At 56.6% G+C, this 23,950-nt stretch carries 16 protein-coding genes and 4 tRNA genes; 11 read left to right on the forward strand and 9 right to left on the reverse strand.

Features of this window, described 5'->3' with window-relative positions; all coding sequences use genetic code 11:
* The first annotated feature begins 180 nt into the window (after window positions 1-180).
* The 8 genes from K8I84_RS06315 (at window position 181) to K8I84_RS06350 (ending at window position 12,956) form a co-directional block, all read left to right on the forward strand.
* Window positions 181-1,983: a DUF3604 domain-containing protein gene (locus K8I84_RS06315; RefSeq protein WP_223793896.1), complete on the forward strand. Its 1,803-nt coding sequence runs from the start codon at window positions 181-183 to the stop codon at window positions 1,981-1,983.
* 32 nt (window positions 1,984-2,015) lie between these two features.
* A complete protein-coding gene (locus K8I84_RS06320) occupies window positions 2,016-3,893 on the forward strand; it encodes a DUF3604 domain-containing protein (protein ID WP_223793897.1) in 1,878 nt (625 codons plus the stop codon).
* Window positions 3,890-4,756, forward strand: a complete 867-nt coding sequence (locus tag K8I84_RS06325; RefSeq protein ID WP_223793898.1) for a peptidyl-prolyl cis-trans isomerase — start codon at window positions 3,890-3,892, stop codon at window positions 4,754-4,756. Before K8I84_RS06320 ends, K8I84_RS06325 begins: the two co-directional genes overlap by 4 nt.
* On the forward strand, window positions 4,737-5,702 hold the full coding sequence (locus K8I84_RS06330; RefSeq protein WP_223793899.1) for a HupE/UreJ family protein: 966 nt from the start codon (window positions 4,737-4,739) through the stop codon (window positions 5,700-5,702). The genes K8I84_RS06325 and K8I84_RS06330 overlap by 20 nt, the downstream gene beginning before the upstream one ends.
* Before the next feature lie 362 nt (window positions 5,703-6,064).
* Window positions 6,065-7,999, forward strand: coding sequence for a DUF1302 domain-containing protein (locus K8I84_RS06335; RefSeq protein WP_223793900.1), 1,935 nt, complete (start codon window positions 6,065-6,067; stop codon window positions 7,997-7,999).
* A gap of 31 nt (window positions 8,000-8,030) precedes the next feature.
* Window positions 8,031-9,383 carry a DUF1329 domain-containing protein gene (locus K8I84_RS06340; protein WP_223793901.1) on the forward strand — a complete coding sequence of 451 codons (1,353 nt, stop codon included), beginning with the start codon at window positions 8,031-8,033 and terminating at the stop codon, window positions 9,381-9,383.
* 85 nt (window positions 9,384-9,468) lie between these two features.
* Window positions 9,469-10,596: a WD40/YVTN/BNR-like repeat-containing protein gene (locus K8I84_RS06345; RefSeq protein WP_223793902.1), complete on the forward strand. Its 1,128-nt coding sequence runs from the start codon at window positions 9,469-9,471 to the stop codon at window positions 10,594-10,596.
* The gene (locus K8I84_RS06350) at window positions 10,593-12,956 is read left to right on the forward strand and encodes an efflux RND transporter permease subunit (protein ID WP_223793903.1); all 2,364 of its coding nucleotides are present in this window, start codon (window positions 10,593-10,595) and stop codon (window positions 12,954-12,956) included. Before K8I84_RS06345 ends, K8I84_RS06350 begins: the two co-directional genes overlap by 4 nt.
* A 506-nt stretch (window positions 12,957-13,462) precedes the next feature.
* Here K8I84_RS06350 and K8I84_RS06355 read toward each other — a convergent pair.
* Window positions 13,463-15,163: a carboxypeptidase regulatory-like domain-containing protein gene (locus K8I84_RS06355; protein WP_223793904.1), complete on the reverse strand. Its 1,701-nt coding sequence runs from the start codon at window positions 15,161-15,163 to the stop codon at window positions 13,463-13,465.
* Window positions 15,164-15,492: 329 nt separating this feature from the next.
* On the opposite strand from K8I84_RS06355, the gene K8I84_RS06360 reads away from it, so the two are divergent.
* Together K8I84_RS06360 and K8I84_RS06365 are read left to right on the forward strand one after the other, a co-directional pair.
* Complete coding sequence (locus tag K8I84_RS06360; protein ID WP_223793905.1) at window positions 15,493-16,278, forward strand: SDR family NAD(P)-dependent oxidoreductase; 786 nt, start codon at window positions 15,493-15,495, stop codon at window positions 16,276-16,278.
* A 35-nt stretch (window positions 16,279-16,313) separates the two neighbouring features.
* A complete protein-coding gene (locus K8I84_RS06365; protein ID WP_223793906.1) occupies window positions 16,314-17,303 on the forward strand; it encodes an NADP-dependent oxidoreductase in 990 nt (329 codons plus the stop codon).
* Window positions 17,304-17,883: 580 nt separating this feature from the next.
* Here the strand turns inward: K8I84_RS06365 and K8I84_RS06370 are convergent.
* Window positions 17,884-17,960: transfer RNA gene (locus tag K8I84_RS06370), tRNA-Met, on the reverse strand.
* 99 nt (window positions 17,961-18,059) lie between these two features.
* Window positions 18,060-19,400 (reverse strand): acetyl-CoA C-acetyltransferase, encoded by a 1,341-nt coding sequence (locus K8I84_RS06375; protein ID WP_223793907.1) that lies wholly within the window; start codon window positions 19,398-19,400, stop codon window positions 18,060-18,062.
* A 168-nt stretch (window positions 19,401-19,568) separates the two neighbouring features.
* Here K8I84_RS06375 and K8I84_RS06380 point away from each other — a divergent pair, with 168 nt between their 5' ends.
* On the forward strand, window positions 19,569-20,975 hold the full coding sequence (locus K8I84_RS06380; RefSeq protein ID WP_223793908.1) for a 3-oxoacyl-ACP reductase: 1,407 nt from the start codon (window positions 19,569-19,571) through the stop codon (window positions 20,973-20,975).
* Between the two features lie 42 nt (window positions 20,976-21,017).
* On the opposite strand, the gene K8I84_RS06385 is transcribed toward K8I84_RS06380, so the two are convergent.
* From K8I84_RS06385 to K8I84_RS06410, 6 genes are all read right to left on the reverse strand, one after another.
* Window positions 21,018-21,093: transfer RNA gene (locus K8I84_RS06385), tRNA-Val, on the reverse strand.
* Window positions 21,094-21,101: 8 nt separating this feature from the next.
* A tRNA-Asp gene (locus K8I84_RS06390) sits at window positions 21,102-21,178 on the reverse strand.
* Window positions 21,179-21,221: 43 nt separating this feature from the next.
* Window positions 21,222-21,297, reverse strand: a tRNA-Val gene (locus K8I84_RS06395).
* 200 nt (window positions 21,298-21,497) lie between these two features.
* Window positions 21,498-21,749, reverse strand: coding sequence for a hypothetical protein (locus K8I84_RS06400; RefSeq protein ID WP_223793909.1), 252 nt, complete (start codon window positions 21,747-21,749; stop codon window positions 21,498-21,500).
* Window positions 21,750-21,840: 91 nt separating this feature from the next.
* A complete protein-coding gene (locus K8I84_RS06405) occupies window positions 21,841-22,728 on the reverse strand; it encodes a DUF2846 domain-containing protein (protein WP_223793910.1) in 888 nt (295 codons plus the stop codon).
* A 135-nt stretch (window positions 22,729-22,863) separates the two neighbouring features.
* Window positions 22,864-23,820, reverse strand: a complete 957-nt coding sequence (locus K8I84_RS06410; protein ID WP_223793911.1) for a hypothetical protein — start codon at window positions 23,818-23,820, stop codon at window positions 22,864-22,866.
* Window positions 23,821-23,950 lie beyond the last annotated feature (130 nt).

A 23,950-nucleotide genomic window follows, 5' to 3' on the forward strand; every position in this document is an offset into this window, starting at 1 on the left:
AGTTTGGAATTCCAGCACCCATCCTCGATTTCACAACCTCACCTCCACCCGACACCTGGCGCCTTAGATCAAGTATTAGGCGCCTATAACCATGTTAAATGCGCGCGCACTCTTTATGTTGCTGCGTTACCGCGAAACACAATAACAAGCGCCACCAGGCATCCCGATGGAGCTACTTCGATGCAAAAACAAGTCATAGGCCTTCTCGCCCTCGCCACCCTGATCCCGGCCGGCACCCAGGCGGCCCCGACCGAACTTTTATGGGGGGATACTCATCTCCACACTTCCTACTCCGGCGATGCTTTTGCCATGGGCAATGAAACCGCCGATCCGGAAACGGCCTACCGCTTTGCCAAAGGTCAGCCAGTGATCCACCCCTACAACCGGACCCGTGTGCAACTGCAACGTCCTCTGGATTTTCTCGTTGTGGCCGATCACGCCGAGTACATGGGCCTGATGCAGCTGGTCCGGGACGAAAGCCCATTGCTGAATGCATCCGAGAACGGCCAACGACTGGTTGAACTCTGGGAGAGCAAGGGCTCTAAGTCGGTCTATTACGACGCCGCCGGCTCAATCGTGAAAGGCAAGCCCTATCAGGATCTCCTGACGGAGGCTATCCGCCAGCCGATCTGGAACAGGATCGTTGAAGCAGCGGACAGCCATAACGAACCAGGCAAATTCACCGCGTTTATCGGTTGGGAGTGGTCGTCCATGCCGGGCGGCGCCAATCTGCACCGCGTCGTGTTTACCGATCAGGGGGGGGATGCCGCAAAGCAGTTCCTGCCTTACTCTTCTGCGGTCAGCAACAGGCCCGAAGCCTTGTGGGATTGGCTGGAAACGACCTCAGCAAGGGTTGGTGCTGATTTTGTCGCCATTCCCCACAACTCCAACATCAGTAACGGCCTGATGTTCAATGACGTGGACAGCAACGGTCACCCGATCGACGCCAGCTATGCCCGTTCCCGCATGCGCTGGGAACCTGTCGCCGAGGTCACGCAGATCAAAGGGGACTCGGAAACCCACCCGGACCTCTCAGCCGATGATAGCTTTGCGGATTTTGAAACCTTCGAGCACCTGATGACGTTTGGCAACAAGGCTGAACAAGAGGTGGACGAGGTCAGCAACTATGCCCGGAGCGCGCTCAAGCGCGGACTCGAAATCGAGCAGTCGGTCGGTGCCAACCCGTTCAAGTTCGGTATGATCGGTTCAACGGATTCCCACACTGGCCTCAGCACTGCCAGTGAACCCAATTTCTGGGGTAAGTTCGGCATCGATTCGATTCCCGAAAACAAGGATGAGGAAACGACCCCCGGCGCCCCAGGCTGGAGCATGTCCGCCGCTGGCATGGTTGCAGCGTGGGCGGAGGAAAACACCCGCGAGTCGCTGTTTGCCGCCTTTAAGCGCAAGGAAGTCTATGCCACTACCGGCCCACGGATGAAAGTACGATTGTTCGGTGGCTTTGACTTCAGCAGCGCCGATCTCGAGCGCAACGATCTTGCGGCTGTGGGGTATCAAAAGGGCGTACCCATGGGAGGCGACCTGCTACAGGCGCCGGCCGGCAAGGCGCCGACGCTTCTGATTCAGGCAGTGAAGGACCCTCAAGGCGCCAACCTCGATCGGGTGCAAGTGGTCAAAGGCTGGCTCGACAATGAGGGCGACAGCCACGAACGGGTATTCAATGTTGCCCTGTCTGATGGCCGGCAGGATCTGGGCAAAGACACCCACCCGGTGGGCAATACCGTCGATCTGCAGACTGGCCGTTACACCAACAGCATTGGTGACAAAGAGTTTGTGACCGTCTGGAAAGACCCCGACTTCGACCCCGGCCAACGGGCTTTCTACTACGTCCGCGTACTGCAAATTCCGACAGCGCGTCACACCACCCTCGATGCACTTGCTCTGGGTAAACCGCGCCAGGCGGCGACCTACCGGACGGTCATACAGGAGCGTGCCTACTCATCCCCGATCTGGTACACGCCCTGATCCGGTTATTTCCTGCAGCCAGAGATTTCACTATGAGAACAAGACCACTTTCGATTGCAGTCCTTGCCTCCCTGCTGTCTCCCCCGGCTCTCGCCGGGGCGGACTCCTATTCCCCGCTGGCCGGAACGGACTATCCGCAGCAAGTGTATTGGGGGGATACCCATCTTCACACCTCCTACTCCTTTGATGCCGCCATGATGGGCAACAAAGGCCTTTCACCGGACGAGGCCTATCGGTTTGCCCGGGGCGAAGAAGTCCAGGCCCATAACGGTATGGCCGCGAGGCTGAACCGGCCCCTCGACTTTCTGATGGTATCGGACCATGCCGAGTATCTGGGTCTGGTTCCCATGCTGGCCGCCGGCAACCAGACACTGCTGGAAGATCCCGTGGGCCGCAAATGGTCCGCGATGCTGAACGGCGGCCCCGCCGAACAGCTCAAGGCACTGCTGCAGATGAACGTTGATATTGGCGACAACCGTAAAAGCCTCAGCAACCTGCAGGTCGAGCGTTCCGCCTGGAGTGCAATTACGGCGGCCGCAGACCGGCACAACAATCCCGGTCAGTTCACCACGTTTATTGGCTATGAGTGGACCACCATGCCCGGCGGTAACAACCTCCATCGAGTGGTTATGTTTGCCGATGACGCCGACAAGGCCAATCAGATACTGCCCTTCTCAGCGTTTGACAGCGAGGATCCGGAGGAACTCTGGAACTTCCTGCAGGACTACGAAGACAAAACCGGTGGGCGTGCCCTGGCCATCCCCCACAATGGCAATGTCAGTAACGGCCAGATGTTCGCCCTCACCGATCGTGAGGGCAACCCGCTGACAAGCGACTACGCCAAAACCCGCAGCCGATGGGAACCGGTGGTAGAGGTCACACAGATCAAAGGCGATGGCGAAACTCACCCTCGCCTGTCACCCGATGATCCGTTTGCGGACTTCGAGACCTGGGACAAGGGCAACTTAACAGCCACGGCCACCAAGACGGCGGACATGCTGCCCCATGAATATGCCCGTTCGGCCCTGAAGCTGGGTCTTCAGCAGCACGCGAAACTGGGCGTCAATCCGTTCAAGTTTGGCATGATCGGCAGCACCGATGCCCACACCAGCCTTTCAGCAGTAGAAGAAAACAATTTCTGGGGCAAGTTTACTCTTTTCGAACCGAGCGCCAGACGTGCCGAGATCTCAGGCTACGAGGAAGGCAAGCAGGGCAAGGTCTATGATCTGACCGTCGACGAATCAGTGGCGTCCGGCTACGCCGCAGTCTGGGCAACCGAGAATACTCGCGCCGCTCTGTTCGATGCGATCAAGCGCCGGGAAACCTATGCCTCTACCGGCCCCCGCATCACCCTGCGATTCTTCGGTGGCTGGGATTTCTCGAACGACGAAGTACGTTACCCAGATTACGTACACCGTGGCTACACCAAAGGCGTGCCTATGGGGGGAGACCTGACCCGGGCGCCGTCGGGGAAAACACCCCGCTTCATGGTTAATGCCACCCGGGATCCCCACGGCGCCAACCTGGATCGCATCCAGATCGTCAAAGGCTGGCACGCGCAGGACGGAAGCCTTCACGAGAAGGTGTATGACGTTGCCTGGAGCGGTGACCGTGAACTGGACCCCAACGGCAAGTTACCGGCGATTGGCACCGGAAACCTGAGCGACGCCACCTGGCTCAACAACATCGGTGATGCTGAATTGTCTGCCGTCTGGACGGACCCCGAATTTGACCCAGACCAACGGGCCTTCTATTACGTGCGCGTGCTGCAGATCCCGACGCCACGCTGGACCGCGTATGACGAAAAGAATTTCTCCGTACGCTTGAACACCAGACAACCCGACTACTTGCAGGAAAGGGCCTACAGCTCACCGATCTGGTACACACCCGCTTCAGAGACAGGCACATGATCAGCAAATTCATCAGAGATCCTCTGCTGCACTTTACCCTGGCCGGCGCGGCTGTTTTCGGGGCCCATCAGCTAATCAGTGGCGGGGACGAGGGCCACGACGCTGGCACGATTGTGGTGGATCAGGAGGCGCTTCTGACCTTCATTCAGTATCGCTCGAAAACATTCCAGAACGACCAGGCCCGCCAGCAACTGGCAAGTATGGGTTCAAAAGAGCGTGCCGAACTGATTCGCGACTATGTTCGTGAAGAGGCCCTGCATCGGGAGGCTCAAGCGCTGGGCCTGCTCGAAAACGACTACATTATTCGCCGGCGCTCGGTCCAGAAGCTTGAATTCATTGCCGAGGGCATTGCCGAACAAACCATCGAACTGAACGACGGGGTGCTCGAAGCCTATTTTGAAGAGCATCGCCATGACTATTACGAAGAGCCGTCTTATAGCTTCACCCACGTTTTCGTAAACTCAAACACTAACAGCCCGGCCGAGCGGGCAGACGCCTTGCTCGCGAAACTGAACACCAGCGGCGTCGGTTTTTCCTCTGCAACTCAATACGGTGATCGCTTCCTCTACCATCGAAACTACGTCGAACGGACGCCGGCCTTTATCGCCAGCCACTTCGGTGAGGCCTTCAAGACCTCACTCGAGCAGCTCAAGCCGGACACAGGTCAATGGCACGGGCCAATTGTGTCGAAACACGGCCTGCACCTGGTCATGCTGAGCAAGCATCAACCGGGCCGCATACCCTCGTTGGCAGAAGTCCGTTCCCGGGTCGAAGACGATTTCCTGCGCTGGAAACAGCAACAAAAACAGGAACTGGCCATTCAGCAGATCGTGGAGCAGTACAATGTGGAAAACCGCCTTTAAGCTGGCAGTGGTGCTACTGCTGCTCCCAGGCGTGTTAAAGGCCCACGACGCGCGTCCGCTTTACCTTCAGATCAACGAAGTTGAGCGGGCACACTCAGAAGCTTTTCACTACACCCTTAAATTACAGGTTCCGCCGTCGGTCGAAACCAGCAACCGGCCTTATCTGACGCTGCCCGACACCTGCGACCACGAGCGTATGGGCATGATCATTCAGGTGACTTGCAGCGCGCCCCTGGCTGGCGAATCCGTGCACATCAACTGGCCCGAGCACAATCCGTCAATCAGTACCCTCGTGCGGTCAAGTTTCAGCTCCGGGGCCAGCTATCAGCAGCTCCTCGCCCCAAGCGAAAGCCACTGGCAGGTGCCTACGAAACGCAGCACTTGGGCAGTGGCCAGCGAGTACAGCAGCCTGGGTATCGAACACATCCTGATTGGCTGGGACCACCTGCTGTTTCTGCTCTGCCTGATCTGGATCGCTGGCACCTTCAAGCGAACGCTGATTACCGTTACCGGCTTCACTCTGGCCCACTCAGTCACTCTGGCGCTGACCACGTTGGGCATGATCCGTCTGCCGATTGCCCCGGTCGAAGCAGTGATTGCCATGAGCATCCTGTTTCTGGCCGCTGAGATTATCCGTAACCGTCGGGACACCTTCGCCTGGCGCTACCCAGTGGCGGTGTCTACGTTGTTTGGTCTGATTCACGGCTTCGGTTTCGCCTCGGTGCTGCAGGATATTGGCCTGCCGAAGACGGATCTGGGCACCGCGCTCCTGTTTTTTAACATTGGCGTGGAAATCGGCCAGGTACTGTTCGTCGGTACGGTGGCCGCCCTGTTGTCCGTCCTCCGACGGTGGGGCGAACCAATGGCCAGCGCAGCGCCGGCCACGATCTACGGGGTCGGCAGTCTGGCCGCCTTCTGGACGCTGGAGCGGGTTGCAGGGTTTTGAACCGCTGCTCGTTGCAACACACATGGCCGCTTCGCCATAAGGGGCCTCTGCCCGCCATCAACGCAGCTTCCCGAATCTTTCCGTGATGCCTGGATAGCGCCGGATACCCGGCGCTATCCCGGGCTTCGAAGACAAGCTTCCAGCCAGTGTTTCTTCCTGCCTCTCTGCGCCTTGCCGTAGGGAATCCTACCCATTGAAAAAAGTATTAATTGAAAAGCAGATCTCTGCTTGGCGGAAATTGCTAACCCGCTGACGCCTTTAAACATGTTTGAGATTGCCTTTCTAACGAGACTTGGCTCTGAGTCCTGACCTCAACCAGTCGGCTCCCACCTAACACCACAACAACAAGTATGGAGTGTTGAATGCCTTCATCTACCAATGGTGCCAGCATCTATCGCACCTCAAAATTCAAGTCGCTGTCCTTAAAACCTCTGCCCCTGGCGGTCGCTTTGTTCGCTGCCTACCCGGCCATGGCCGCAGACTTCAACCTCGGTCCGATCTCGGCAACAGCCAACGGCTCAATTACCGCCGGTACATTGATGAGCATGGAGAAAGCAGCCGGACGTTGGACCAATGCCAAAAACGCCGAGTTAATCGGGGCCGAGTTCTCGGGCGACGCCAACCCCTGGGGCGCGGTCGAGGCCGATGATAGCCGGCTGAACTGGGAAAAGGGAGACATAGTCTCTTCACCAATCACCCTGCTGGGAGAGGTCGAACTCACCTACGATCGTTTTGGTGCCTTTATCCGGGGCAAGGCGTGGTATGACTACACCCTTGACAACAAAAAAGTTCCCCACGGCAGCTCCCTGAACGGGTATAAGCGCGACGCTACGCTTGAAGATGACGGCTTCAATGACCTTGCACAATTCAAAGGCGTTGAACTGCTCGACGCCTACGTCTTTGGTGACTTCGATGCCGGGAATATCCCGATCCACGTCCGCGCAGGTAACCAGGTCATCAACTGGGGTGAAGGTCTGTTCTTTCAGAACGGTATCAATTCCATTAACCCGATCGATGTCGCAGCGTTCCGTCGTCCCGGCTCCCAGCTCAAGGAGGCTTTGCTGCCGGCACCATTGCTGTATTTCAACGCCGGTCTCACGAACAGCCTGAGCCTGGAAGGCTTCTACCAATTGCAATGGAAGGAAACCGTGCTGGAAGGGTGCGGAACCTATTTTTCCGGCCTGGATTACTTCCCGGGTGACTGCTTTGGTATCAGCCGAAAGGGTCCGGGAACCCCATACCCCAACCCGGCTGACTACAATGACCGGGAAGGCTATGCCGTGGGCTCCATCATCGAGCGCGGTCCCGACAATGAGCCCAGCGACAGTGGTCAGTTTGGTCTGTCCCTGCGCTATTTCGACTGGGAACTGGGCGCGGAATTCGGCCTGTACGCCATGCAGATCCACAGTCGGACGCCGCAGCCGTCCGTATTCCTGAGTTCCGATCCGAACAAAAACGACTTCGGCAACCCGGGTTGGGAATACAACGGTGTTGATGGCCCCACGGCGGACAGCGCAACCTATATCAAGGATTATGCCGAGGATATCCGCATCTTTGGCTTTACCGCTTCTGCCAACGTAGCCGGATGGTCTGTCTTCAGCGAATACAGCTACCGGCCAAACCAGCCGATCGTGTATCACACGGGCGACTCTGTTCCCGCGATATTTGGCGCGACTGCCGATCTCGACTTCGCCTTTGGCGCCCCCCTTGCGGATGATGTTCTGGCGGCCGAACCCGGTTCCTACTTCAAGGGCTATGGACGGGAAAAAGTCTCCCAGCTGAGCATTGGCGCCATCCAGACCTTTTCACAAGTGATGGGTGCCGACAACTTCGTCTTCATCGGTGAGGCGGGCATGAAGTACGTGCACGACCTTCCGTCACTGGATGAGGTCCGTTACGGGCGTCCCGACGCTTTCGGTTCCAACCTGGCTGCCGATCAGCTCGTGGGCTCTGCCGGCTGTAACGCCGGTGTGAATCCCCAGTACCATGAAAAGGTGTGTAGCGACGACGGGTTTGTTACCGACCTGTCCTGGGGCTACCGCCTGCGCGGACAGCTGAACTACAAGGGTCTGTTCGCCGGCGTCAACGTGTCTCCGTACGCGGCGTTTGGCCACGATGTTGAGGGCTATTCCCACGATAACAACTTCAGCGAGGGCCGCCTGCTCGGCAACATTGGTGTCAAAGCCGATTACCTGGCCAAGTACTCCGCCGAGCTGAGCTATACGACCACTGGCAATAGTTTCTGGGCGCAGACCGACCGGGACTTCCTGGCCCTCAGCGCACGCATGAACTTCTGATTCTGCCAAAACAAATATAAGAGGATTTAACATGAACAAGCATCTGCTATCAGCAGCCATTCTCGGCGCCTCTCTGGGCCTGGCCTCTGGCCAGGCGGCGGCCGCGATGACCGACGAAGAGGTCGCCCGGCTTGGCGCCGACCTTACTCCTGTTGGCGCCATCAAAGCCGGTAACGAAGATGGCACCATTCCCGAGTGGACTGGTGGCCTCAGCGAAGCTCCGGCAGGCTTCAACCGGGAAAACGGTTATGTGAACCCGTTTGCCGACGAAGACCCCCTATACGTTATTACTGCCGATAACATGGACCAATACGCCGACAAGCTGTCGGAGGGTCACAAGGCCATGCTTAAAAAACATCCGGAAACCTACACGGTTCCGGTGTACAAGACCCATCGCACCGCCGTGATCCCGGCGGAAGAGCATGAAATCATCAAGACGGAGAGTAAAAACGTCGAGCTCGTCGGAGGAGGCAACGGACTGGCCAACTTTGAACAGACCAATGTCCCCTTCCCCATTCCCAAACAGGGTATCGAGGTGATGTGGAATCACCTGACCCGTTACCGTGCCGGTGGTTATCGCGATTATCCGACCGAAGCCGTGGTTCAGGGCAACGGTGCCTTCACCCCGGTCGTTCGGGAGCGTCGACTGACCATGACTGCCGCGATGGAGGACCCAGAGGAAAACCGCCTGTTCTATTACTGGAACAAGGCACTGGAGCCGAACAGCGTGGCCGGCTCACAGTTGCTGGTTCATGAGCCCATCAACCACGTCAAGGAACAGCGACTGGCGTGGCGCTATAACCCCGGACAGCGTCGTGTTGTGCGTGCGCCGGAAGTCGGCTATGACTCGCCGCCCCTGACCAGTGACGGCCTGCGGACCAGTGACTCTACCGACATGTTCAACGGTGCTCCGGACAAGTACAACTGGGAGCTCGTGGGCAAGAAGGAGATATACATCCCCTACAATACCTACGACCTGGCTGACAAATCGCTGAAGTACACAGACATTGTGCGCAAAGGCCATATCAATCAGGACCTGACCCGCTATGAACTGCATCGAGTGTGGGTTGTCGAGGCGACGCTTAAGGATGGCGAACGCCACATTTACTCCAAGCGCCGATTCTACGTCGACGAGGACAGCTGGAACATTGCCCTGGCTGAGGATTATGACGGCCGCGGTGAACTCTGGCGCGTCGAAGAGGCTCACCAGATCCAGTACTACGACCAGCTGGTTCCGGCCCACCACCTGGAGGCCGTATACGACCTGCAAGGTAGCAGGTACATCGCCTACAACCTGCAGAACGAAGAGCCAGTCGTCGAGTTTGGCCCCCAAGGCAGCGTCGGTGACTACAGCCCGGCGGTTCTGCGCCGCCGTGGTCGCTGATGGCTCTCTAATCTTCAGCAAATGACCTATCGGTAACAAGGGCGGAGAGCCTCGACTCTCCGCCTTCCTTCCCAGGATCAGAACAATGAACAAACGTACGCTCTGTACCTGTTTGGCAGGTATTCTTACGCTCCCAATAAGCATACTGGCGTCGGCCGAAACCCTTCCGGATCGCCTGGAGAGACCCGCCAGTCAGTCCCACCGGGTTACCAGTAAACTGTTCACCGACTTGGTGACAGTTGGTGGAAAGGCCATTGCCGTTGGCGCTGACGGTTCCGTGCTGACCGTTACTTCCGAAGACAACTACCAGCAGGCCGAGGTCCCCGTGGACCTGCTGCTGACCGCCGTCGACTTTGTTGACGACACTCTTGGCTGGGCTGTCGGCCACGATGGTGCCCTGCTCATGACGACGAACGGCGGGCGCTCTTGGACCAAAGAGCTTGATGGCATCGCTATCGGCGAACTGATGCGGGCCTCAGCAGAAGAGAAGGTCACAAGACTGGAGCAGGCCACCGAAGAGAATCCCGACGACGCAGACCTCGCCCTCAAACTTGAAGATGCCATTTTCAAGCTGGAAGACATCGAAGCCGGCATGGAGTATGGCCCGGCACTCCCCCTGATGGATATTGAATTCATTGACGAATCCACCGGCTTCGCCGTAGGAGCCTACGGCATGGCGGTGGAAACCCGTGACGGTGGTCAGTCCTGGCAATACATCGCGGGTATCGATAACCCCTACAGCTTTCATCTCAACGCCGTCTTCAGTCCCGCGCCCGGCGTCGTACTGGTCGCCGGAGAAAATGGCCTGCTTTTCCGATCTATGGACAAGGGCACAACCTGGGAGCCACCCCGTGAAGTAGGCTTTTCGTCACTGTACAACTTCGTACCCGGTTCCGGGGCCGAGGTTCTTGCCCTGGGCTTTGGCGGGACGCTTTTTGTCAGCCGCGACCAGGGAGAAACCTGGGATCAGCTGGATACAGGATCTTCGGACACCCTTTTCGGCGGCACGTCTCTCAGTAATGGCGGCGTATTGCTCGCTCAACGAGGCGGCCTTCTTTACTCGGAGGATCTGCAGGAATTCAAGCACTGGCCAGCCCCCGGACGTTCGCTCTGGATGGACGTTGTCGAGCCAACTGCAGGACAGCTGATTCTCGGCGGCCAAGCCGGGATTAAAACCCTTTCGCTCAATGATGTACTGGGAGGTGTGGAATGAGCAGCTACACCCAACTTCCATCCACCTCAGAGAAGAAGGGCGCACTGGAGCGGATGGTTAGTTTTTTTGAAAATCTTATTTTCCGGAACCGGGCACTGGTTCTCCTGTTTTTCCTGGTAGCCTCCCTCTTCCTTGGCTACAAGGCCCTGAGCCTGAAACCCGATGCCAGCTTTAATCGCATGATCCCCACCGGGCATGAGTACGTTCAGAACTACCTTAACTGGGAGGAAATGCTGGCTCCACAAAGCAACGTGCTCAGAGTGATTGTGGAAAATGAGGCTGGCTATGTCTTCACCGAAGACTACCTGGAAACACTTCGGGAAGTCACCGATGCCATCTTCTACCTGCCGGGGGTTGACCGGGGTAACCTAAAATCCCTATGGACACCCAACGCGCTCTGGACCGAGGTTACCAACGAAGGCCTCAGAGGTGGACGTATCATTCCCGACGGTTATGACGGCAGCAAAGGGTCTCTGGAGCAGGTGCGCATCAACACCCAGCGCGCCAATATGACAGGTTCATTTGTCGCCAATGACCTGAAATCGACCATCATCCGTGTACCACTGACCGACGTAAACCCTGACACAGGTGAACCTCTGGACTACGGTCAGTTCACCCGGTTGTTCGAAGAGAAGGTCCGGGATAAGTTTGATGATCGAGGTGTCAATATCCGCGTGGTCGGTTTCGCCCAGATCATCGGCGACCTGATTGCAGCCTCAGCCGATATAGCGGTGTTCTTCGCCGTTACCGTCGCCCTGATTTCGATTTTGCTCCTGGCCTATTGCCGATGCTGGCGCAGCACGGCGGTGACGGTATTCACCTGCATTCTGACTGTGGTCTGCCAGCTTGGTTTATTGACCTATCTGGATTTCGGGCTTGATCCCTACTCGATTCTGGTTCCTTTCCTGATTTTTGCCATTGGCATCAGTCACGCGGTTCAGAACATCAACCTGACAATCAGTGAAATGAGCAAGGGTGCAACCCGGCTGGAGGCGTCCAAATCGACCTTTCGGGCACTATTCATACCCGGCTCCTCCGCCCTGATTGCAGACGGTGTCGGCTTCGCAACCCTGATGGTGATTGACATCGGTGTTATCCAGCAACTGGCCATCACAGCGAGCCTGGGCGTATTTGTCGCCCTGTTCACCAAGATGTTCCTGTTACCTGTCCTGATGTCCTATGTCGGCGTCAGCAAGGCAGGGCTGGCCCGACAAGAGAAGCGTAACCAGTCTTCCTGGCCCACGTTCCGTCGTATTTCCAATCTCGTCCAGCCGAAATACGGCATTCCTGCCGTGGTCGTGGGCCTGGTCCTGTTGGGCATTGGCTACTACGAGTCCCGTGATCTGAAGATCGGCGATCTGGACCCGGGCGCCCCGGAGTTTCACGAGGACGCTCGATATAACCAGGATAACGCCTACATTCTGAACCATTATTCGACCAGTACAGACGTTTACCAGGCCATTTTCACAACACCTCCCGAGCAATGCGCCCGATTTGCAGCCGGTGATCTCGTTTTGCAGTTTCAGGAGCATATGCTGGGTGTCGAGGGTGTCGAGTCTGCACACTCACTGTACGACCGCATGAGATTCAAAATTATGTCGGTCAACAAGGGCAATCCGAAATGGGCAGAACTCAACCGGAACCAATACATCATGAACGATGCCCGGACCGGTGCTCCCCCCGAACTGGTAGACCGGAACTGCAGTATCGCCCCGGTGACGTTCTACCTGTCGGATCATAAGGCGGTCACCCTCGAACGCGTGACTGCGGCCGTCGAAGAATTTGCCGGCAAGTACAATACCGAGGACTTCACGATCCGTCTGATTGCAGGTAATGCCGGCATCCAGGCAGCAACCAACGAAGTCATTGAGTACTCTGAAAAGCTGATGTTGATTCTGGTCTTCGCCATTGTCGGTGCCATGGTGTGGCTGGAGTTCAAGTCACTGAAAGTTGCCTTTGCGCTCATGGCTCCACTGTACCTCTCCACCGTATTGGCGGAAGCCGTCATGGCGAATCTCGGCCTTGGGGTCAAGATCGCGACGCTGCCGGTGATCGCCCTGGGTGTGGGCATCGGCGTCGACTATGGGATCTACCTTTACAGCCGGATGGAAGGCTTCCTGAAACAGGGGCACCGGTTCCAGCAGGCATTCTTTGAGGCACTCAAGACCACAGGGACGGCCGTGGCCTTCACCGGTGCGACGCTCGCCATCGGGGTATCCACCTGGATCTTCTCGACCCTGAAATTCCAGGCGGACATGGGACTACTTCTGGTGCTCCTGTTCATTTGGAACATGCTCGGCGCCATCCTGCTCATGCCGCCGCTGGCATCCTTGTTGGTCGGTAAGAAATACGGCCGCTAATCCAACCTGCCCGCCCTTTTTCAGAGTAAAGGGGCGGCTCTTTAACCTCTTACTTGGGTGAGCCCATTGACGCCTGATGGTCAATGGGCTTTTTTTTGTTTCAAACCAACAGAGAAAAGTCCCTGCCGCATCAGGTTTCAGGACGGAACAATGCAGAGATCCACAGGATGACCGCGATTGGTCCTGACCGGCACACACTGCCGCACTCTACGATGCATCACCCACTTGCATGCCCTCCCCGGTCTCTGTCCCCCCGCTATTACGGAGTTAATCGAAACAGGTGCTACAAGCCTGAACTGACAACCTGAGGAATTGACGCAAAGGCCCGAAGGATCGGCGGAAGGCAACGGCGATCCCGAACGGGATCAGCCTCTTTGAATGCACTGACACGCTGAAGTCTGGCCTCTAAAGACGGCCTGGCCGAAGCGCGGCAGTACTCTGTTGCGGGCAAAAAAAAGCCCAGGCCGGAGCCTGGGCAAAGCAAGTTGTGCAGAACAACTCAACGCTTAATTACGGTAATTTGGGTCCAGGCACATCAGGACACCGGTAAACTCTTCGAGCGCCTGAACCGGAATCGGGTTGTTGGTCATACAGGCCCAACCTTCGTCGGTAAAGGTCACGTCACGGGTGTAGGTGCCGCGCAGCGGGGCCGGATAAGCAACGAACTCTTCGGCCTTCGGATCGAACCGGTAGATGTGATCGGTCATTGTCTCGTTGATCCAGACATCTCCCGTGGAGGGTGCGATATTCAGGGAATACGGCCCTGGACGTGCATCTGGCGCAAACTCGGGCATCTCATAAACTTTGATGTCCATAGTCCTTGTATCGATCCGGGCGATTTCGCCGTGGCCGTAACCGGTTTGCCACAGGATGCCGTCCTCGGCAAAACGCAGACGACGAGGACCGAACACAGGGGACTCAATTTCCGTCACTTCCAGTGTCTCGGGGTCGATCCGGCCAATGCGATTTCCCCATAGACGGCTGTACCAGATCGAACCGTCGAGGCTGCTAACAGCCACCCCATAGGTAAGTACTGCTGGCGTTATGGCTACCGGGCGCGGTTCCGGCAGAGTAATCAGGGTGACCTCCTGAGTCTTCGGGTCCAGACGTCCGATCTGCTCGGTACCAACCACGCTGAACCAGAGAATGCCTTCTTTATCGACACGAATGGTATGAGGGTAAGGAGCGTTGCCCGGCAGAGGGATTTTTTCTTCCCACTGGTTCGTCTCGGCATTGAAAACCCCGATGGACGCAGAGTAAGAGTTCGTCGTATACAGCTTGCCATCAGGACCTTCAGCCAGGGAATGTGGCCCGTGGCGAACGTTGACCTTGTTCATGGCAGGCGGAACACCTAACACGGTAAAGATCCCCCCAAGCGGCATACCCTGCTCCGGGTGTGGGACGAACCGTGTCTCTTTAGTGTCCAGATCGGTTACATACATGCCATCGGCAAACTGGTCGACCGTGTACACCAAGCCATTGTCGGAATGGACGTAAGCATCGTGGGGAACGCCGGAGCTGGGCAGCTGATACTCATAAACCTTGGTGTGTGTAAGCGCTGGGTCAAACGGAAATTCCGGACGCATATCCGTCGGTTTGCCATCAAACCCTTCGGCAAAGATTTCAGCACGACGCTTGTCTTTCTCGGTAATACCCACAGCGCCCATGTAGGCGTGCATCCGCTGAACAGTCTGCTGCCATGACTCAGCCGGACGAACAGTCCGGGTAAACGGATTACCAAGCTGGTGACACGACAGGCACTCTAGCTGGAATTTTTCACGGGTGAAGGGTTGATCTTCTTCTGTATCGAATGGCAATTCATTGAAGTGGTATGAAGCAGCAAGACTTTCAGAAATCTGCCGATCGGTTTCGAGCGCGCCCATCCGGATGTTCTTCTCCAGAGCTGAATCCGCGCTACCCAAAACCACTTGTTCTTCAAAATCTTCAAAATAATGAGCCCGGAACCTCAGGCGTAGATCGCCTTTAAGGTCAGTTTCCAGAACGTACCCACCGTCAGGACCGGTATACACTGACTCTGAAAGGCCGTTCTGGACATCACTCAAACGGACGATGGCGCCAGCAATGGCCTCCCCTTCGTTGTTCGTCAGTTTACCGGTAATCACCGCAGCAGAGGCGGAAGACGCCGCCAGTACAGCAGCCGACAGGGTCGCGACGCGCAGCCCAGCCAAACTTGTTCTTGTAGTCATAATGCTCTCCGTCATTGGGTCTTGAGGCAGGTACTCCATTAGCCAGACAAGGACAGGTGCCTGCCTATTCATGCGGCCACGTCCCATGCCAGTACCACTCCAAGGTGCGCCATATTATTGGTCTCGAGCCATTTAAACTTACCTTTTTCCGACCTTAATTTAACTTTATGCGCCACATTGATTCTGGCGCGATTTATCAATAATTAGGCGTGATCTAACACTTATTGAATGCAACTTATCGATAAAACTGGCTGGGCAAAATCTTCGGTATTTGCCTGAAGACGCATACCCGGAGAGTGATAATTCAAACAAGATCAAGGTAAACAGCCATGCTTCAGAACAAGAAAGCCATCATCACGGGCGGAGCCTCCGGCATCGGCGCCCAGACCGTTCGCCTGTTTCACGAAAATGGTGCGAACGTCGTTATTGCTGACATGAACGAAGAGCTGGGTACTGCCCTGGCGAAAGAACTGGATGACGGTGTCTTCTTTGTCAAAGTGGACCTGAGCCAGCCCGAGGAAATCGAGAAAATGGTTTCCTTTGCTACCGAGACCCTGGGTGGGCTGGACATTCTCATCAACAACGCTGGCTTTGGCACGTACGGTCGAACCCACATTATCGAACCGGAAACCTGGTACAAGGTGATGGAAGTCAACCTGAATGCGCTGTTCCATACCTGTCGGCACGCCATTCCGCACCTGATGAACAACGGCGGTGGCAGCATCATCAATACCGCATCGGTTTCCGGCACCCGTGCCGATTACGGTTTCAATGCCTACGCCGCAGCGAAGGGCGGTGTGATCAACTACACCCGTAACCTTGCCCTGGACTACGCCACGGACAACATCCGGGTCAACAGCATCAGCCCGGGACTGATCAAGACCCCTCTAACCGGCCCGCTGACGGGTCAGCCCGATGCCTACAAAGAGTACCTGCACAACATCCCGATGAGCCGGGCAGGAGAACCGGAAGAGATTGCCAAAGTTATGCTGTTCCTGGCCTCCGATCTGGCCAGCTATGTCACCGGACAGAACCTGTGTGTCGATGGCGGCAGCTCGGCATGGAATGGCCAGCCGCGGTTCACCAAAATTTTCGGCGACGTCACGATTCCGTGAGTCGCCCGCCAAACTATCAAGAGGAACTTTCCACAATGAAATTCAAGGCGTACCAACTGGCGAAGCGACCAGCCGGAAAATTTACTTCCGATTGTTTCAAAGCGGTGGAGCTCGAAAAGCCGGAGCTGAAGGATGGTGATTTCCTGGTTAAACAGAGTCACATGTCGCTGGATCCAGCGATGCGCACCTGGGTCCAGGACAACGAGGACAGCTACATCGAGCCGGTACGGCCGGGCGATATCATGCGGTCCTACGGGGTCGGCGAAGTGGTCGAATCGAAAAACCCGGACTATCCGGTTGGCTCCCGCGTGGTAGGTATCACCGGCTGGGCAGAGTACAGCCTGGGCGGGGAGGATATGCAGGTTGTCGACAAATCCGTTGACGTCACTGCCTTGCTGTCTGTTCTGTACGTACCCGGATTCACTGCCTACGTAGGGCTGATGAAAATTGGCCGGCCAGAAAGGGGCCAAACCCTGGTTGTCAGCGGTGCTGCCGGATCAGTAGGTTCGCTGGTGGGCCAGATCGGCAAAGCCGAGGGCCTGCGCGTCATCGGTGTCGCCGGCAGCGACGAGAAATGCCGCTGGCTGGAAGACGAGCTCGGCTTCGACAAGGCCCTAAACTACAAGGATGCGAATCTCGCCGCGCAACTGGAGGCAGCGACACCGGATGGTATCGATCTTTACTTCGAAAACACCGGGGGCCCCATTCAGCACCTCGCGTTCGACCGCATGAACCGGCTGGGTACCATTGTCGTTTGCGGTAACATCGCGGAGTACTCCAAGGACATTCCGAGCCCGGGCCCAAGTTGGGTCGATATCAACCTCAAGGCACTCCGGGTTGAGGGCTTTGTGATCACCGATCACTACGACAAAGTCGAAGAGTCCATGGGAGCAATGATGGGTTACCTCGAAAAGGGCCAGCTCAAATTCCGCAGCCATGTCCTGAAGGGACTGGACAGCGCTGTTGAAGGTGTTCAGCTGCTGTTCTCAGGACAGAACCAGGGCAAACTGTTCGTAGAGTTCTAACCAACTCATCTCCAGATCCCCGGTTCGAGGCCAGGCTCAGGGCCGGGGACGGTTTCGGACCAACACCTGGATGGAACCAGCACGGGTAACCCGCCGACCTCAAAGGGGCCAGTTCTGGGCTCATAGCAAGGCACCAGATTTGAAAAAAGCACCATCCATCCCAACACCAAATCGCTTCAACCCGGTGCGCGCTTGGCAGCCAGCCCGCCAATTAATTTATTTTCAACCAGTTAATCCAACCAGTGACCACCTGAAGCGTTAGCCATTTCTGTCTGCAAACGAATGCTTAGGCAAGCGTTGCCCGCTCAAGCCTGCCATTGCCTTATAAAGGCGTCTTGCTTCAACAGCTGTAAATGAACTGGGTGTACAACCGCGATGCGACTGCTGCCGTGCTCGATATCCTGATGGCGCCCTCCTCACAACATTGTAAACAGGCACGCACACCACTCTCTTGCAAGGGGCGCCTGAAACCGAAACGCGCCTGTGGCAGGCCAAGCGATCTTTCGAGCAGAAAATTGCGGGGAGTTTCCCCGGAAACAAAAAAGGCAGATCGGTGTATACCGATCTGCCTTTTCATATTTGGTAGCGGGGGCTGGATTCGAACCAACGACCTTCGGGTTATGAGCCCGACGAGCTACCAGACTGCTCCACCCCGCATCAAAACTGGTTGTTGTCCGGGGTAACCCCGATCAACGTGGCGCGCATGATAAGGGGTGGAGCGGCCACTGTCAAAGCCAATTTCATGTTATCTGCTAATTAACGCTCCAGAATCGCTGTAACACCCTGACCACCTGCCGCACAGATGGAAATCAGGCCACGGCCACTCCCTTTCTCCTCAAGCAGCTTCGCCAACGTTGCCACGATCCGGGCGCCGGTTGCCGCAAACGGATGCCCCGTTGCAAGACTGCTGCCCTTCACATTCAGTTTAGCCCGATCGATGCTCCCCAGAGGCTTATCCAGCCCCAGCTGGCTCTTGCAAAAGTCCGGATCCTCCCAGGCCTTAAGGGTCGACAGTACCTGAGAGGCAAACGCCTCGTGAATTTCGTAGAAATCAAAATCCTGCAGGGACAGGCCTGCCTTCTCCAGCATTCTGGGAACCGCATAGGCAGGTGCCATCAACAGCCCTTCGCGCTTGTCGACGAAATCCACCGCCGCCACTTCCGAGAAAGTCAGCCACGCCTTGACCTCCAGATTGTTGGCCTTGGCCCATTCCTCGCTCGCCAGCAAAACACAGGAAGCGCCGTCCGTGAGCGGTGTGCTGTTGGCTGCGGTCATGGTGCCATTGTCCCGGTCAAAGCAGGGCTTCAGCGTTGCCAGCTTTTCCAGCGTGGTGTCCGGGCGCAGGTTATTGTCTTTCGCGAGGCCGGCCAGCGGGGTCATCAGGTCGGCGAAAAAATTCTCTTCATAGGCCTTGGCCAGTTTCTGATGGCTTTCCCAGGCCAGCTGATCCTGATCTTCGCGCGGGATCTGCCACTTGTGCGCGGTAACCTGGGCATGATCGCCCATGGACATGCCGGTGCGGGGCTCGCCGTTTTCCGGCACCTCCGGGACCAGATGTTTCGGGCGAAAACGACCCAGGATCTTCAGCCGCTCCGTCGCTGTTTTCGCACGATTCAGGTCCAGCAGAATTTCCCTCAGACCTTCCCCCACACCGATGGGGGCATCAGAGGTCGTGTCGGTACCACCGGCAATGCCGCTCTCAATCTGTCCCAGAGCAATCTTGTTGGCCACGAGAATAGTCGCCTCGAGCCCGGTACCACAGGCCTGCTGAATATCATAGGCGGGCGTTTCCGGCGCGAGACCGGTGCTGAGTACCGACTCCCGAGTGAGGTTAAAGTCCCGGGAGTGCTTGATAACGGCACCAGCAACCACCTCCCCCAACCGTTTGTCCTGCAGGTCGTATCGGTTCACCAGCCCTTGCAGGGCAGACGTCAGCAATTCCTGATTCCCCAGTTTACTGTAGACGGTATTGGACCGGGCAAAGGGCACCCGATTCCCCCCGAGAATGGCCACCCTGCGAATCCCCCCCTTTGCCGCAGAGTCAGTGCGGCGCGGCGCACGGGTTTTCTTTTGAGTCGATTTCGATGCCTGTACCATGACCACTCTCCCAAACTGGTTGAATTAAGGGCAGTCTAGCCGCTGACTGCCACCGCTCATTGGCATACCTGACATAGGCGTTAACCCATTGAGTCAATACAAATACCGCGAGACGATTTACTCTTTAAGCAAGTTCAGCGCTCAACTCCACACAAGAAGGAAGCATTCATGTCAGACCTTTACTTGAGACTTGCCAACACGCCGCTTGGGCAGACAGCGGTTAAAAGCCTGGGGCTGCCTTCCCCCGTGCCACTCACGCGCCTGCAACGTCCCGACCAACCGTTTATCGAGGGCGATGTGCTCATCGGTGCCGCCAATGGAACCAAAGCGGTAGCGAGCCTGGGCCGGACGATCTCCGCCAGCCCTGCCAACCTGTTCTTCGCCTCCGGGGCCGAATCTCTTGGTGACTCGGAACTGGCCGGGAAAAAAGCCAAAGCACTGGATCTGTCGGCGCCGATCGAAAACGCCTTCAAAGCTCTGGTCTTTGACGCAACGGGCATTAAAAATCCTGACGAACTCAAGGCACTCTATGCCTTTTTCCACCCTACCATCAAAAAGCTTTCTGCAAACGGCCGCGTGCTGATTATCGGCCAGACACCCTCAAGCTGCAGAAAACCCGCCAATGCAGCAGCACAACAAGCGCTTGAGGGATTCACCCGAAGTGTTGGCAAGGAAGTAGGAAAGAAGGGCTCAACCGCCAACCTGATCTGGATCGCGCCCGGCACAGACCAACACCTGGACTCCAGTGTACGCTTCTTCCTGTCACCCCGCTCTGCCTATGTTTCTGGTCAGACCGTGCGTATTGGAAAATCCGACCCCGCCCCGGCGGTCAGCCAGGTGAAACCGCTGACCAGCAAAGTAGCCCTGGTCACCGGCGCGTCCCGTGGTATTGGCGAAGCCATCGCCCAAACCCTGGCACGGGACGGCGCCACCGTCATCGGACTGGATATCCCTCAAGCCCTGAATGAACTGCGTGCGGTCACCGACGCCATCGGCGGGAAGGCCTTTGCCTGCGACATTACGGATGCTGCCGCGCCCAATCTGATCGCGGATTTCATTGCAGAACACTTCGAGGGTATCGATCTGGTGATTCACAACGCTGGTATCACCCGGGACAAAACGCTGGGCAACATGCCGGAACATTTCTGGGACATGACGATCGCCGTCAACCTGAGCGCAGAAGAGCTCATTGATGAAGAGCTGCAGAAGCGCAAACTGATGCGCCATAACGGGAGGATTGTCTGTATTTCATCCATCAGCGGCATCGCTGGCAACTTCGGCCAGACCAACTATTCGACGGCAAAGAGCGGCGTTATCGGGTACGTGGAATCCATGGCCAAACATCTGAAGAACGGGGTAACCATCAATGCGATTGCGCCGGGTTTCATTGAAACCCAGATGACGGCGGCCATTCCGCTGACCATTCGTGAGGCCGGTCGGCGAATGAACAGCCTGTCCCAGGGTGGGCAGCCCATTGATGTGGCAGAAGCCATCGCTTGGTACTGCAGCCCGGCTTCCAACGGCGTTAACGGCAACGTCGTTCGGGTATGCGGTCAGTCTCTGATAGGGAAGTAATAACGAAAAAAGGCGGACCGATTGGTCCGCCTTTTCAGAATATGGTGGGTGGTACTGGGATCGAACCAGTGACCCTCGCCTTGTAAGGGCGATGCTCTCCCAGCTGAGCTAACCACCCAGAAAGAGTGGCGGAGCGGACGGGACTCGAACCCGCGACCCCCGGCGTGACAGGCCGGTATTCTAACCAACTGAACTACCGCTCCGCATCGATCCGGCTTTGAGCCTGATCTTGGCATCCCATGAAAGTGGTGGGTGGTGCAGGGATCGAACCTGCGACCCTCGCCTTGTAAGGGCGATGCTCTCCCAGCTGAGCTAACCACCCACTTCGCAGCCAGTAAACCAGCTTGAATCATGGGTTTCACTTGTGACGAACAGGCTGGCCAGCGGGCCAACGTTGTTGTCTCAACCAAGTGAGACGCGCATTTTAAGCATTTCCCTGAGCGTGTCAAACGTTTTCAGGAAAAAATTGAAAAAAACTTCCAAGCCCTTATTTTTGGACACTATTTATCCAAAAAGAACTCATTACCCCTTAGCTTTAGACCGCTGCTTCACGACTTTGAGCTCGGGCTTCCCCTGTCCCGCCTCCCTGGCTTTTCTGGACAGCGATAACTCACTCACCCGCGAGCGTCGCTTTTCCGGAACCGCTTGATTGGCCAATGAACAGTTCACGTCATCAAGCCATGCACGCATGTCGGTCCAGGTGTCTTTCAGCTTGGGCAGAAGGTCCCCTGCAATTCTTCCGTAACGGTCTGCAATCGATTCCTTCAATGTCATGGTTGCGCTTTCCCAGCAATTAAGCCAAATCCAGTTTAGTCACCCGAACCAGGATCGACAATAGTCAAGCCGCAGCGCTTCTCTGATACTGTCAGAAGATCCACCATCCGCCACCAGACTCGAGTTCCTCCTGGCGCTCCCGCTCTTCCTCAAGCTCTACGTAGGCAGCTTCCAGCTCCTCAATCTTACGATCTGCTTCGAGAGAACTGCTGGAACCAAAAGGCCAGTACCAGGGATTTTCATAGTACTGCCCCTGAGCTTTAAGCCGTTCGATTTCCACCTCACGCTCTTCCTCCAGCGCCGCCATTGCGCGCTCGTAATCGGTGTCTTCGTTCACCTCAACAATGGATGTCGCCGCGTGGTTTGGTGCCAGCATGTCACTGTTCAGAAAACGGGTTGAGACAATCTCGCTCTCGCCCATGGCGTAATCCCGGGTTACCCACTGCAGATCCCCCTGAGCCAGTGGGTGTTCAGAATCCATATCAGGATGAACACTCTCGGGCTGACTTACTTCGCTGTAGCGCAGGTAATAGATGCGGCCAGCTTCGACATTGAGCTTTGCATCGACAATCATGCTCAGCGCAAAAGAACCCATGCCTTCGAGACCGAGTAACGGGCGCCGCATATTGATTTGACGCTCCCCCGGTTTCACCTCAAGCCAGGTAAAGCTGTCATTGCGGAAGTTGAAGTAGTGTTTGTCGTCAATGTAAACACTGGGGGACTCGATTTCGTCGCCGGCCCACTGGGAGTGAGGTCGGTAAAAGTAGATCAGCGCGTTCTTGCGATTCCACTCATCGTTAGAAATATGCACAAAGTCGTGGCCGGAAACAGGGTGCACAAAGCCACCGACACTTTTACCGATAGACTGATAGATCTTGCAGCCTGACAGGGAGATCAAGGCCAGCACGAGAAGCACCCTGGCCCACCCATTTCCGTAGCCAGCAATCGCCCGGAGAGCCAGGAGAATTCGATGTCTCATTGTTGTTCACTCTTCATCGTTCCGCGAGTTGACTGATGATACCAACTGGGTCAACGGAGAAATGAGAGCTACCGCAAGGGATGAATACAAACCGTTACATTGGCGCATTCACCCCTGCGTACAAGCCGGGCCAGCTTAATTGGCGACGGACTGAGTCCGAAGTGCATTGACCTCCTCAGACAGACGAACCAGCCTGGAGGTAAGCTGGGCTCTCGATGAATCAATAGCCTGAACCGTCCGCTCCAGACTTGCCACCTCACTCTGCAAGGCCTGGACGGTGTTTTGACCTGCAGCCGCACTGGTTTTCTGTTCAAGCGCCGACAAACGACTTTCGACCCCGCTGGCCGACAGTTTCTGCTCCTGCTCGAAGCGTCGAATACGACTTTCCACCAACTGGTCTACCTCAGCCATCTGCTGGGTTAGCCCGGTCAGCTGTGCGGTTAGCTGTTGAGCAGCCTCTTCAAGGGACGCAATAGAAGCCTGGGACTCATTCTCCAGGGCGGAGATATCAGCCGCCAATGACGCTTTCGCATTCTCCACGGTGGTCTGCAATGCCCTCCGTGCTTCAACGTCTTCCGCGAGGCGCTCCTCAAGCCCGCTCAACTGCTCCTCATGCTCATTCAGGCGTGCCTTGTTGCGCTCATTAGCCACCACCCAAAGCTTTCTGATCTCGCTGTTGGCTGCTTTCAATCCAGACTGGTTCGCCGCAATCTTCTCACCCAGCGTGGCACCACTCTGCTCAAGTGTCTCGCCGGTTTCGGATAACTCCCCTTCTACCCGCGCCAAGGCAAGCGTACTCTGGCGAACCGAGTAGTCTGCTTCTTCCAACTGACCCTCCAGCGCTTTGATGCGCTCATTCTGTGAGTACCAGCCTGCGACCGCAGCGCACGCCAGGCCAACAAACAGAAGCCACAGCATAACCATGCTGCCCTTTCCGCCATTGGCTGTTCGCTGGCGTGCCGGCTTGTCGGCATTTTCCTTACTGGCCCGGGATGCCGCCTTTACCTTGCCCGGGGTCGAGTTATCACGTTCCGCCGTGATCTTCGGGGCCTCAGCTCGGAGTTCATCGTCATCGGGGCGAATGGGTTCCATTGTTTCTCCTCAAAATATGGAGGTTTGTCTAGACTTTATGGTTGATAATACATGCACATAACCCCTTGGGGAATCTACGGACGGGACCGCAGGCCGGCGGCACGGGCAAGTTGCGCAGACTCTGACCAAC

The organism is Marinobacter sp. F4216 (assembly GCF_019931195.1).
In the GTDB taxonomy this organism is placed as follows: domain Bacteria; phylum Pseudomonadota; class Gammaproteobacteria; order Pseudomonadales; family Oleiphilaceae; genus Marinobacter; species Marinobacter suaedae.

Excerpts from the sequence above, each read along its gene's own strand:
- K8I84_RS06360 (WP_223793905.1), top strand. The coding sequence starts at position 15,493 with ATGCTTCAGAACAAGAAAGCCATCATCACGGGCGGAGCCTCCGGCATC.
- K8I84_RS06335 (WP_223793900.1), top strand. The coding sequence starts at position 6,065 with ATGCCTTCATCTACCAATGGTGCCAGCATCTATCGCACCTCAAAATTC.
- K8I84_RS06380 (WP_223793908.1), top strand. The coding sequence starts at position 19,569 with ATGTCAGACCTTTACTTGAGACTTGCCAACACGCCGCTTGGGCAGACA.
- K8I84_RS06340 (WP_223793901.1), top strand. The coding sequence starts at position 8,031 with ATGAACAAGCATCTGCTATCAGCAGCCATTCTCGGCGCCTCTCTGGGC.
- K8I84_RS06320 (WP_223793897.1), top strand. The coding sequence starts at position 2,016 with ATGAGAACAAGACCACTTTCGATTGCAGTCCTTGCCTCCCTGCTGTCT.
- K8I84_RS06315 (WP_223793896.1), top strand. The coding sequence starts at position 181 with ATGCAAAAACAAGTCATAGGCCTTCTCGCCCTCGCCACCCTGATCCCG.
- K8I84_RS06325 (WP_223793898.1), top strand. The coding sequence starts at position 3,890 with ATGATCAGCAAATTCATCAGAGATCCTCTGCTGCACTTTACCCTGGCC.
- K8I84_RS06375 (WP_223793907.1), bottom strand. The coding sequence starts at position 19,400 with ATGGTACAGGCATCGAAATCGACTCAAAAGAAAACCCGTGCGCCGCGC.
- K8I84_RS06355 (WP_223793904.1), bottom strand. The coding sequence starts at position 15,163 with ATGACTACAAGAACAAGTTTGGCTGGGCTGCGCGTCGCGACCCTGTCG.
- K8I84_RS06405 (WP_223793910.1), bottom strand. The coding sequence starts at position 22,728 with ATGAGACATCGAATTCTCCTGGCTCTCCGGGCGATTGCTGGCTACGGA.
- K8I84_RS06410 (WP_223793911.1), bottom strand. The coding sequence starts at position 23,820 with ATGGAACCCATTCGCCCCGATGACGATGAACTCCGAGCTGAGGCCCCG.
- K8I84_RS06400 (WP_223793909.1), bottom strand. The coding sequence starts at position 21,749 with ATGACATTGAAGGAATCGATTGCAGACCGTTACGGAAGAATTGCAGGG.
- K8I84_RS06345 (WP_223793902.1), top strand. The coding sequence starts at position 9,469 with ATGAACAAACGTACGCTCTGTACCTGTTTGGCAGGTATTCTTACGCTC.
- K8I84_RS06330 (WP_223793899.1), top strand. The coding sequence starts at position 4,737 with ATGTGGAAAACCGCCTTTAAGCTGGCAGTGGTGCTACTGCTGCTCCCA.
- K8I84_RS06365 (WP_223793906.1), top strand. The coding sequence starts at position 16,314 with ATGAAATTCAAGGCGTACCAACTGGCGAAGCGACCAGCCGGAAAATTT.
- K8I84_RS06350 (WP_223793903.1), top strand. The coding sequence starts at position 10,593 with ATGAGCAGCTACACCCAACTTCCATCCACCTCAGAGAAGAAGGGCGCA.